Annotated in this window: 4 protein-coding genes (1 of these 4 only partly in view); 3 read left to right on the top strand and 1 reads right to left on the bottom strand. The window is 74.2% G+C overall.

The genetic code is table 11. From position 1 onward, the window contains the following. The first annotated feature begins 139 nt into the window (after positions 1-139). Positions 140-901, top strand: coding sequence for a thioesterase II family protein (locus tag ACIBEA_RS17225; protein ID WP_399261645.1), 762 nt, complete (start codon positions 140-142; stop codon positions 899-901). After that, positions 894-2,339, top strand: a complete 1,446-nt coding sequence (locus ACIBEA_RS17220) for an amidase family protein (RefSeq protein ID WP_399261643.1) — start codon at positions 894-896, stop codon at positions 2,337-2,339. The genes ACIBEA_RS17225 and ACIBEA_RS17220 overlap by 8 nt, the downstream gene beginning before the upstream one ends. Before the next feature lie 24 nt (positions 2,340-2,363). Here the strand turns inward: ACIBEA_RS17220 and ACIBEA_RS17215 are convergent, their stop codons facing one another. After that, on the bottom strand, positions 2,364-3,287 hold the full coding sequence (locus ACIBEA_RS17215; RefSeq protein WP_399261641.1) for an ornithine carbamoyltransferase: 924 nt from the start codon (positions 3,285-3,287) through the stop codon (positions 2,364-2,366). A gap of 194 nt (positions 3,288-3,481) precedes the next feature. Between ACIBEA_RS17215 and ACIBEA_RS17210 the strand changes: the two genes are divergently transcribed. Continuing rightward, positions 3,482-12,392, top strand: the start of a protein-coding gene (locus tag ACIBEA_RS17210) for a non-ribosomal peptide synthase/polyketide synthase (protein WP_399261639.1). The gene runs 13,433 nt beyond the window's last position; 8,911 of the gene's 22,344 nt are visible here — the first part of the coding sequence; its start codon is at positions 3,482-3,484; the stop codon falls past the right edge of the window.

Genomic DNA, 12,392 nt, shown 5'->3' with positions numbered 1-12,392 from the left:
CGCGGTGACGGCTCGCCGCGGCCCCGGGCCGCGGCGAGCCGCCGCGGTCCCCGGGCCGCGGCGGCGGTCGCCGTGGCCCGCGGGGCGCGCCCGCGCCCGCGTCACGGCCCCCGCCCGAACGCACCCACGGAGGCGCATCATGACTGCCGTTCAGCAGGCCAGCACCTGGTTGAGGAGGTACCGGCCGGTCGAGCGGCCACGGGTCCGCCTCATCTGCTTCCCGCACGCGGGCGGCGGCCCGAGCGCCTTCCGCACCTGGCCGGCCGCGCTGCCGTCCGACGTCGAGGTCTACGCGGTGCGCTACCCGGGACGGCAGGACCGGGTGACCGAGCCCTGCGTCGACAGGATGGAGCCGATGGCCGAGGCCGTCACGCAGGCGCTGACACCGCTGCTCGACCGGCCGCTCGTCCTCTTCGGCCACAGCATGGGCGCGTGGATCGCCTACGAGGTCGCGCGGCGGACACCGGTGCGCGCCCTGCTGGTGTCGGGCCAGGTGCCGCCCGCGCGACGGGAGTCGACCCATGACGGGGCGCCCCGCGGCGGGTTCGGTCCGCTGACCGACGACCAACTGGTCCAGGAGGTCAAGCGGCTGGGCGGGTACGACGCCCAGCTCTTCGAGGACCCGGAGCTGCGTGAGCTCGTCCTGCCGCCGATCCGGTCCGACTTCGAGCTCGTGCGCACCTACCGGCCCGGCCCGGTGGAGCCGCTCGACTGTCCGGTGCACGCCTACTACGGCGAGGACGACCTCGACGCCCGGGCGCACGACGTCGAGGCCTGGGGCGAGACCACCACGGGCCGCTTCACCGCGCACCGCTTTCCCGGCGGCCACTTCTACCTGACCGACCACGAGTCCGCCCTGCTGCGCGAACTCTCCTCCCTCCCGGTGGTGTCCCTTGTTTGACCCGACCGAAGCAAGCCTGGCCCAACTGCGGGAGGCGCTCGCCGACGGGCGGCTCACCGCCCTCGAACTGACCCGCTGGTACCTGGACCGGATCGAGCGCCACAACGACGAACTGCACGCGGTCATCGAGGTGAACCCGGACGCCGAGGCGGAAGCGGCGCGGCTGGACGAGGGTCCGGTCCGGGGGCCGCTGCACGGCATTCCCGTGCTCCTCAAGGACAACCTCGACACCGCCGACCGGATGCACACCACGAGCGGTTCCACGGTCATGCTCGGCTCGCGGCCCGCACGCGACGCCACGGTCGTCGCCCGCCTGCGGGCCGCCGGAGCCGTGCTGCTCGGCAAGGCGAACAAGACCTCGTGGATCCTGGGAACCGCGGGCTGGAGCGCCCGCGGCGGCCAGACGCGCAACCCGTACGACACCAAGCGCTCGCCGCACGGTTCCAGCTCGGGATCCGCGGTGGGCGTCTCGGCCAATCTGTGCGCGGTGGCGCTCGGCACCGAGACCATCGGCTCGATCCTGGGCCCGGCCGCCGCGAACTGCCTCGTCGGGGTGAAGCCGACCACCGGACTCACCAGCCGCGCGGGAATGATCCCGGGCATCCCCAGCTTCGACTCGATCGGGCCCCTCGCCCGTACGGTCGCCGACGCGGCGGACGTCCTCTCGGTGATCGCGGGGCCCGACCCGTCGGACGGGGCGACGGACGGCGCGCCCACCCTCGACTACCGGACGTTCCTCGACGGGGAGGGCCTGCGCGGGATGCGCATCGGCGTCCCCCGCAAGGTGTTCTACGGCTACAGCGCGGCGGCCGACGAGATCGCCGACGCCGCCCTGGAGACCATGCGCCGCGCCGGCGCGGTCATCGTCGAGGGCGCGGACATCGCCACCGCGGACCGGTTCGCCGGTCCCGAGCTGGGCGCTGTCGCGATGCACGAGACCGCGTACGCCCTGGGCCGGTATCTCGCCGGCACGCCCGGGGACCATCCGCGCACCATCGCCGCCCTGGTCGAGGCGAACCGGGAGAACGCGGCGGTCGAGCTGGAGTTCTTCGACCAGGACATCCTGGAGATGCTGGCCGGCGTCGATCCCGACACGGACGACCCGGTGTACCGCGAGGCGCTGGCCACCGTACGGCGGCTGGCGGGTGCGGAGGGCATCGACGCCGTCATGGACGAGCACCGGCTGGACGCGCTGGTCATGCCCACCTGCCCGCCGCCGTGGCCGATCGACATGGTCGAGGGCGACCCCGATCCGCACGGCGCCGCACTGGCGCCCGGACTGGCCGGCTACCCCGCCATCAGCGTGCCCGCGGGCTGGACCGAGGGGCTGCCCGTCGGGATCACCTTCACCGGACGGGCCTTCAGCGAGCCGGTGTTGTTCCGGCTCGCCCACGGCTTCGAGCGGGCGTGGCCGTCCCGCCGCCCGCCCGCCCGGTGAACCTCCCGGGGCCGAAGGCCCCGCTCACAGCGCCCCGAGGCTCCACTCCAGGACCGCGGCGGCGCTGTGCATCTTCGCCTCGGCCTGGGTGAACGCGATCGAACGCGGCCCGTCCAGCACCGCGGCGGTGACCTCGTCGCCGCGGTGCGCGGGCAGGTCGTGCATGAAGACCGCGTCCGGGCTGGACCGCATGACGGCCTCGTCGACCCGGAAGGGGACGAAGTCCTCGCGCCAGTCGGCATCGGCCTTCGACGTGCCGGTCGTCTGCCAGCGGGTGGTGTACACGACGTCGACGCCCTCGGGCAGCTCGAAGGTGTCGTGCCGCTCGGTGACGGTCGAACCGTGCGCCGCGGCGAACTCCTTGGCCCGCACCATGATCTCGGGATCGACCCCGTAGCCCGCCGGGGTCCGCAGGTGCAGCTCCGTGCCCGGGTAGCGCGGCAGCGCCAGCGCCAGCGCGGCGGCCGTGTTGTTGCCCTCGCCCAGGTAGAGCACCTTGCGCCCGGCCGGATCGCCGAAGTGCCCGGCCATCGCGGTCAGGTCGGTCAGGGCCTGGGTGGGGTGCTCCTGCGCGCCCATCGCGTTCACCACCGCCATCCCGTCCTGCGCGGCCAGCGCGCGCAGCTCCGCGACGCTGCCGGCCGTACGGGCGACCAGGACGTCCAGCATGCCGCCCAGGACCCGTCCGGTGTCCTGCGTGGTCTCGCCCGTGTTGAGCTGGAGGTCGTGCGGCCCGTAGGTGATCAGGCGCGCGCCCAGGCGCAGGGCCGCGGAGGAGAACGCCGTGCGGGTGCGCGTGGACGTCGCCTTGAAGTAGATGCCGACGACCGCGCCGGCGAGGGTCTCCTGCGACCACGCCCCGGAAGCGAATTGCTTTCCCCTTTCCACGATCCGATACAGATCGACATCGGGGATATCGGCCAACGAGATGACGTGGTTGCGGACCATTGCGCGACTCCTGTGCTCAGCGGGCTTCGCAATGTAGAGGCGCCGCATATCAGGCCGGTATCGACCTGCGAAGCGGACCGGATGGGGTCTCGATAACACGCTGAAAATGCCTCTCCGTACGGTCTGGAAACGTGTCGGACGTATGCACGTTCCGGCCGCTTCCGAGTTCTCGTCGAAGTACAGGAGTCAGCAGCGTGGACCGTCGTGCGACGCGCAATCCGATCGGGTCGGACCTGGATGGCGATGTGGCGACGATGCCGCTGCCCGCACTGGTCGAGGCACGGGTACGACGTACCCCCGATCACCCCGCCGTGATCTTCGGCGCGACCGTTCTCAGCTACGCCGAGCTCGACCGCCGGGCCAACCGGCTGGCGCGCCGGCTCGTCGACCTCGGCGCGGGGCCGGAACGGGTGGTCGCCCTGGCGCTGCCGCGCTCCGCCGACGCGGTGGTCGCGATGCTGGCCGTGCTGAAGACCGGCGCCGCCTACCTGCCGGTCGACCCGCGCTACCCCGCCCGGCGGATCGCGCACATGCTGTCCGACGGCCGTCCCTCGGCCCTGGTCACCGACACCGCCACGCGTGGCGCGCTGCCCGAGGTCGGGGCCCCCGTCGTGCTCCTCGACGAGATCGACCTGACCTCCGGTGCGGACACCGCGCCCGAGGTCACCATCGACACCGCGAACGCCGCCTACGTCATCTACACCTCCGGCTCGACGGGCCTGCCCAAGGGCGTGGTCGTACCGCACCTGGGCGTCGCCAACCACATGCTGTGGCAGGCCGCCGAGTGGCAGGTCGGCGCCGACGACGTGGTGCTCGCCCGGACCGCCTTCAGCTTCGACGCGGCGGGCTCCGAGATCTGGCTGCCGCTGATCGCCGGTGCGACGATCTGCGTGGCCCCCGACGACGTGCTCGGCCTGCCGCACCTGCTGCTCGCCTACGCGGCCGAACACGGCGTCACCGTCGCCCAGTTCGTCCCCTCGCTGTTGTCCGTCGCGCTCCCCGCGCTCCGGGACACCCCCGGCCTCGCCCTGCGGCTGCTCTTCGTCGCGGGCGAGGTGCTGCCGCCGTCCCTGGCCGACGAGGTCGTCACCAAGCTGGGCGTGCGGCTCGCCCACCACTACGGCCCGACCGAGGCCTCGATCGACGTCACGGCCTACGAGGTGCGGCCCGGGGACGACCACCGGTCCGTCCCCATCGGCACCCCGGTCGCGGGCACCGAGGTCCACATCCTCGACCGTGCGCTGCGCCCGGTGGAGCCGGGAGCGGAGGGCGAGCTCTACGTGGCGGGCGTCCAGCTCGCCCGCGGCTACCTGGGCCGACCGGAGCTGACGGCCCAGCGGTTCGTCGCCTCCCCGTTCGCCGAGGGCGAGCGGATGTACCGCACCGGTGACCTCGCCCGCTGGAACGCCGACGGCCTCGTCGAGTTCGCGGGCCGCGCCGACGACCAGGTCAAGGTCCGCGGCTTCCGGATCGAGCCGGGCGAGATCGAAGCGGCGCTCACCGAGCTGGCCGAGGTGGCCCAGGCCGCCGTGACCGTGCGCGAGGACCGGCCCGGACAGCAGCGCCTCGTCGCCTACCTCGTCGGCGCGGTGGACACCGCCACCGTGCACGAGCGGCTGGCCGCCCGGCTGCCCGAACACATGGTGCCGTCGGCCTACGTGCTCCTCGACGCCCTGCCGCTCGCCCCGAACGGCAAGCTGGACCGCGCCGCGCTGCCCGCGCCGGAGGTCGCCGTCGGCGCCGGCCGTGCTGCCCGCACGCCCGCCGAGGAGCTCCTCGGCGGCCTCTTCGCCGACGTCCTGGGCATCGACCGGATCGGCGTGGACGACGGCTTCTTCGACCTCGGCGGCGACTCCCTGCTCGCCGCCCGGCTGATCAGCCGCATCCGCACCGCGCTCGACCGCGAGGTGTCCCTGCGCGCCCTCTTCGAGGCGCCGACCGTGGCCGGCCTGGCCGCCCGCCTCGACGAGGCCGGGGCCGCACGGCCGGCGCTGGTGCGCGCCGGACGCCCGGACCCGATGCCGCTCTCGCACGCCCAGCGCGGACTGTGGTTCCTGCACCGCCTGGAGGGCGCGAGCGCGACCTACAACATCCCCCTGGTGCTGCGGCTGACCGGTGAGCTGGACGTGCAGGCGCTGCACGCCGCCGTCCGCGACGTCGCCGAACGGCACGAGACCCTGCGGACGGTCTTCCCGGAGACCGACGGCGTCGCCCGTCAGGTCGTCCTCGACACCCCCGCCGAGCTCACCGTCGTCACCACCGCGGACGTCGGGGCCGCCGTGGCCGAAGCGGCCCGCCACCCCTTCGACCTGCACGCCGAGGCCCCCCTGCGGGCCACCCTGTTCTCCCGGACCGGGACGGACGAGCACACCCTGCTGCTGCTGATGCACCACATCGCGGCCGACGGCTGGTCCGAGCGACCGCTGATCGAGGACCTCTCCCTGGCCTACGCGGCCCGCCGCGCCGGACAGGAGCCGCGGTGGACCGAGCTGCCCGTGACCTACGCCGACTACACCCTGTGGCAGGGCGGGGCCGAGGCCGAGGGCATCGACCACTGGCGGACCGCGCTCGACGGTCTGCCGCAGCTCGTCGGCCTGCCGACCGACCGCCCCCGCCCCCCGGCCGCCAGCTTCCGCGGTGACGAGCTGCGCACCCGCCTCGACGCCGCGCTGCACCGCGACGTGACCGCGCTGGCCCGCTCCACCGGCCGGACCGTCTTCATGGTGGTGCAGGCCGCGCTCGCCGCGCTCATGACCCGGCTCGGCGCGGGCACCGACATCGCCCTCGGCACGCCCGCCGCGGGACGCTCCGACGAGCAGCTCGACGGACTCGTCGGCTACTTCGTCAACACCCTGGTGCTGCGCACGGACACGTCGGGCGACCCGAGCTTCCAGGAGCTCCTGGACCGCGTGCACGGCGCCGCCGTGGCCGCCTACCCGCACCAGGACGTGCCCTTCGACCGGCTGGTCGAAGCGCTCAATCCGGCCCGCTCGCTCGCGCACCACCCCCTGTTCCAGGTGATGCTGACCTTCGAGAACCTGGGCCTGGCCGGCCCCGCGCTGCCCGGCCTCACCGTCGAGGTGGACGAGGCCGCCACCGGGGTCGCCAAGTTCGACCTCGACCTGCGCCTCCAGGAGCGCTTCGCGGCCGACGGCACGCCCGCCGGCGTGGACGTGGTCGCCGAATACTCCACCGACCTCTTCGACGGTTCCACCGTCGACGCGCTGGTCGGCCGACTGGCCCGGCTGCTGCGCGCCGCGGTCGCCGACCCCGGGCGCCGGATCGCCGGGATCGACCTGCTCACCGACGACGAGCGCGCGGCGCTCACCGCCCGCTCCGCCCACGTCGTCGACGCGTCCGGCTCCCTGGTGCCCGACGGCGTCAGCGGCACGCTCGACGGCGCCCCGGCCCGGTACACCGTCGACGGCCGCCTCGAACGCCTCGGTGCGCCGGTCCTCGTGGGCGGCGCCCCGCTCGACGTCACCCGTACCGTCGCCGCGCTGCTCGCCCACCCCGCGCTCGTCGAGGCGGACGTGGCGGACGGTCTCGTCGCCTACGTCGTGCCCACCCCCGGTCTCTCGGTGCGCGCCGTCGACCTGCGCGAGCACCTCGCCCGCACGCTGCCCGACTACCTCGTCCCGGACACCTACGTCACCCTCGCCGCGCTGCCGCGCACCGCGGACGGCCGCCTCGACACCGGCGCGCTGCCCGCCCCCGGGGCCGAGGGCCCCGAAGCCGCGGGCACTCCCGAGGAGGAACTGCTCGCCGCGCTCTTCGCCGAGGTCCTCGGCCTGCCGGAAGTCGGCCTGCACGAGGGCTTCTTCGACCTCGGCGGCGACAGCATCGTCTCCATCAAGCTGGTCAGCCGCGCCCGCAAGGCGGGGCTGCACATCACCCCGCGGCACGTCTTCGAGCACAAGACCGTCGCCCGCCTCGCGGCGGCCGCCCGCACGGCGGCGCCCGCCGCCCCGACCGTCCGGGACGTCGCGACCGGCGGCCTGCTGCCCACACCGGTCATGGCCGACCTGCTCGAACTCGGCGGCCCGCTCGCCGGGTACCACCAGTCGATGCTGCTCGTGGTGCCCGCCGGCCTGGGCGCCGACCGGCTCACCGGCGCGCTCCAGGCGGTCCTCGACCGGCACGACGCGCTGCGGCTGACCCTCGACGAGGAGCAGCAGCTCTCCGTCCCCGCGCCGGGCGCGGCCACCGCCGCCGTGCGCCGCGTGGACGTCGCCGCGTCGGCGGCCGACGCCGAGGCCCTGCGCCGCGTGATCGAGGAGCACCACCGCTCGGCGCAGGCCGAGTTGGACCCGTACCACGGCGACCTCGTGCGCGCGGTGTGGTTCGACGCCGGAGCCGCCCCCGGGCGACTGCTGCTGCTCGTGCACCACCTCGCCGTCGACGGCGTGTCCTGGCAGCCGATCCTCGGTGACCTGCGGGCCGCCTGGGAGGGCGAGGCCCTCGAACCCGTCGGCACCTCGCTGCGGCGCTGGAGCGCCCTCCTCGACGAGGAGGCGGACCGCCGCGCCGGTGAACTGCCGCTGTGGCGAACGATCATGGAGACGGCCGACCCGCTGCTCGGCAGCCGCCCCCTCGACCCGACCACCGACACCCGGGCCGCGGCCGGCACCCTCACCCTCACCCTGCCCGCCGGCGCCACCGCGCCGCTGCTCGGCGCGGTCCCCGCCGCCGTGCGCACGGGCGTGCGGGACGTGCTGGTCACCGGTCTCGCGCTGGCGGTCGCCGACTGGCGCGGCCGCCGCGGCGTCGACGCCGCGGCGCTGCTCCTCGAACTGGAGGGCCACGGCCGCGAGGACATCGCGGACGGGGTCGACCTCACCCGTACCGTCGGCTGGTTCACCAGCGCGTACCCCGTCCGGGTCGACGCGGGCGGCGTGGACGGCGTCCGCGCCCTCAAGCTTGTCAAGGAGCAGCTGCTCGCTGTCCCGGACAACGGCATCGGCTACGGCATGCTGCGCCACCGCAATCCGCGGACCGTCGCGGAGCTCGCCGACTACGCCCGCCCCCAGCTGGGCTTCAACTACCTGGGCCGCTTCGCCGCCCCCGAACTGGCCGACTGGGCCCCGGCGCCGGAGGCCCCCGCCCTCGGCGCGGGCTTCGACGACGCCGCACCGCTCGGCCTCGGCATCGAGCTGGACGCCGTCACCGTCGACCACGCCGACGGGCCGCGCCTCGTCGCGACCTGGACCTGGGCCGAGGGACTGCTGAGCGAGGACGAGGTCCGCGACCTCGCCGAGGGCTGGTTCGCCGCGCTGAGCGCCCTCTCCACGGTCGACGCCGGTGGTCTGACCCCCTCCGACCTGCCGCTCGTGGCCCTCTCGCAGGGCGACATCGAGGAGCTGGAGGGCGCCCTGCCCGGCATCGTCGAGGTGCTGCCGCTCGCCCCGCTCCAGGAGGGCCTGCTCTTCCACGCCCTCTACGACTCCGACGGCGCCGACGTCTACTCCGTCCAGGAGGTCTTCGCGCTGAGCGGCCCGCTGGACGCCGGCGCCCTGCGCGCCGCCGCGGCGGGCGTCCTGGAGCGCTACCCGAACCTGCGGGCGGGCTTCCACCACGCGGGCCTGTCCCAGCCCGTGCAGGTCGTCGTCGACGGCCTCGAACTGCCGTGGCGCGACGTCGACCTCGCCGATCTCCCCGCGGCCGAGCGCGAGGGCGCCCTGGCCCGGGTCGTGGCCGAGGCGCGCGCCGAGCGCTTCGACCTGAGCCGGCCGCCGCTGCTGCGGTTCACCCTGGTCCGGCTCGCCGAGGACGAGCACCGCCTCGTCCTCGTCAACCACCACATCCTCTTCGACGGCTGGTCCATGCAGCTGCTGCTGGACGAGCTGTTCGCGCTCTACCGCGGCGAGACCCTGCCCGAGCCCGCCGCCTTCCGCGACCACCTGGCCTGGCTGGCCCAGCAGGACCGCGAGGCCGCCCACGACGTCTGGCGCGGCGCGCTGGCCGGGCTCGGTGCGCCGACCCTGCTCGCCGAGCCCTCCTCGGCGGCGCCCGCCCGCCCCGTGCAGGTCTACTGCGACCTGCCCGACACGATGTCGGGCCGGCTCCAAGACCGCCTGCGCGAGTACGGCATCACCCTCAACACGGCCGTCCAGGGCCTGTGGAGCCTGCTGCTCGGTGCCCGCACCGGCCGCGAGGACGTGGTGTTCGGCACCACGTACTCCGGCCGCGCCGCGGAACTCGCCGGCAGCGAGGCGATGGTCGGCATGTTCATCAACACGCTGCCCGTCCGGGTCCGGCTCGACGGGGCTGAGTCCCTGCGCCAGCTGATGGAGCGCGTCCAGGACGAGCAGTCCCGGCTGATCGCGCACCAGTACCTCGGGCTGAACGACGTACAGCGCCTGGGCGGGCTGGGCGAACTCTTCGACACGCTGACCGTCGTCGAGAACTATCCGCACGATGACGACGACGTGTGGGAGCCCGCGCCGGGCCTGCGGGCCGGCGTGCTGGAGGACCACGACGCCACCCACTACCCGCTGACCCTGTCGGTGCTGCCCGGCGCGCAGCTGAAGCTGCGCCTGGAGTACCGCCCGGACCTGCTGGACGCGGCACAGATCGCCGGTCTCGCCGCCGACCTCGTCCGCCTGCTCACCGCCTTCGTCGACGACGCCACCGCGGCCGTCGGCGAGCTGGTCGGCACGGGAGCGGCGGCCACCGCCGTCGCACCGGACGCCGCACCGACGGCCGCGGAGGTCGCCGTACCGGCGGCCCCGGACGGCGCCGTCGCACTCTCCTTCCGCGCACCGCGCACCCCGGAGCAGGAGATCCTCTGCGGTCTCTTCGCCGCCGTGCTCGGCGTGCCGGTCGTCGGCATCGACGACAGCTTCTTCGAGCTCGGCGGGCACTCGCTCACCGCGATCCGGCTGCTCAGCCGCATCCGCTCGATGTTCAGCGTCGAGCTGGCCATCCGGCACCTCTTCGAGGCGCCCACCGTCGCCGAACTCGCCGAACGGTTGAAGGGCGCCGAGCAGTCCCGCCTCGCCCTCGCCCCGATGCCGCGGCCGGAGCACGTCCCCGTCTCGGCGGCGCAGTGGCGCCTGTGGTTCCTGTACCGGCTCGAAGGCCGCAGCGCGACCTACACCGTGCCGCTGCTGCTGCGCATGTCGGGGGCGCTCGACCGCGCCGCCCTCGAAGCCGCCTTCGGCGACATCGTGGCGCGGCACGAGAGCCTGCGCACCCGCTTCCCCGAGGTCGACGGGCAGCCCTACCAGCTGATCACCGAGGCGGAGCAGCCCGAGGTCACCCTGGTCGAGACCGACGAGCAGGGGCTCGCCGAGCAACTGGCCGTCGCCACCCGCTACGGCTTCGACCTCGCCACCGAACTCCCCTTGCGCATCACGCTGTTCCGGCTCTCGGAGACCGAACACGTCCTGCTCTTCCTGCTGCACCACATCGCCAGTGACGGCTGGTCCGACGCGCCGTTCGCACGGGACCTCTCCGTCGCCTACGGCGCCCGGACCGAGGGCCGCGCGCCGGCCTGGGCCCCGCTGCCCGTCCAGTACGCCGACTACACGCTCTGGCAGCGGGAACTGCTCGGTTCCGAGGACGACCCGCAGAGCCTGCTGTCGCGCCAGCTCGCCTACTGGCAGCAGAACCTCGCCGGGCTCCCGGAGCAGCTGGAGCTGCCGACCGACCGGCCCCGCCCGGCCGCGGCCTCCTTCCGCGGCGACGAGGTCCGCTTCGAACTCGACGCCGAACTGCACGGCCGACTGCTCGAACTCGCCCGCCACACCAACACCACGCTCTTCATGGTGTTCCAGGCGGCGGTGGCCGGACTCCTGACCCGGCTCGGCGCCGGTGACGACATCCCGCTCGGCGGCGTCATCGCCGGACGCACCGACGAGGCGCTCGACGAGCTGATCGGATTCTTCGTCAACACCCTGGTGCTGCGCACCGACACCTCGGGGAACCCGACCTTCCGGGAACTGCTGGCCCGGGTCCGGGAGACCGACCTGGCCGCCTACGCGCACCAGGAGGTCCCGTTCGAGCGCCTGGTCGAGGTGCTCAACCCGACCCGCTCGCTCGCGCACCACCCGCTGTTCCAGGTCATGATCCTCTTCCAGAACAACGCCGAGGCGGACCTGGGCCTGCCCGGTCTGCGGGCCGGCCTGGAGGACGTCGGCTCCGGCGTCGCCAAGTTCGACCTCGACTTCGACATGCAGGAGAACCACGGCCCCGACGGCGAGCCCGCGGGCCTGTCGGGCCTGGTCGAGTACGCCACCGACCTCTTCGACCGGTCCACCGTGGAGCAGATCGTCGACCGGCTGGCCCGGCTCCTGCGGGCGGTCGTGGCCGACCCGGACCAGGGGCTGTGGCAGACGGACATCCTGGCCCCGACCGAGCGCCGGGAACTGCTGGAGCAGTGGACCGCGCCGGCCCCCGAGCCGTCCGAACGGACCACCGTGCCCGCGCTGTTCGAGGCCGCCGTCGCCGCGCACCCCGGGGCTACCGCACTCGTCGCCGGCGCGGAACACCTGACCTACGAGCAGCTCAACGCGCGGGCCAACCGGCTCGCCCACACCCTCCTCGCGCAGGGCGTCGGACCCGAGACCGTGGTCGCGCTCGCCCTGCCGCGCGGCGCGGACCTCGTGGTCGGCGTCCTCGGCGTCCTCAAGGCCGGCGCCGTCTACCTGCCGCTCGACCCGAACTACCCGGCCGAGCGGATCGCCTTCGTCCTGGCGGACGCCCGTCCGGCCGCCGTCGTGACCGGCGCCGGCATCGACGTGGCGCTGCCCGAGGGCATCACCCGCGTCGTCATCGACGAACTGCCCGCCGACGGCCCCGTCACCGACCCGGCGCGCCCCGCGCTGCGCCCGGACAACGGCGCCTACATCATCTACACCTCCGGCTCCACCGGACAGCCCAAGGGCGTGGTGATCCCGCACCAGAACGTCGTGCGGCTCTTCACGCGGACCGACCAGTGGTTCGGCTTCGACGAGTCCGACGTGTGGACCCTGTTCCACTCCTACGCCTTCGACTTCTCCGTCTGGGAGCTGTGGGGTCCGCTGCTGCGCGGCGGCAAGCTCGTCGTGGTGCCGCAGGACGTCAGCCGCTCGCCGCGCGACTTCCTGCGGATGCTGCGCGACG

It is taken from the genome of Streptomyces sp. NPDC051555, from assembly GCF_044454405.1.
Lineage (GTDB): Bacteria > Actinomycetota > Actinomycetes > Streptomycetales > Streptomycetaceae > Streptomyces.
The sequence above is the reverse complement of the archived record's forward strand: the minus strand, read 5'-3'. Positions and strand labels throughout refer to the sequence as shown.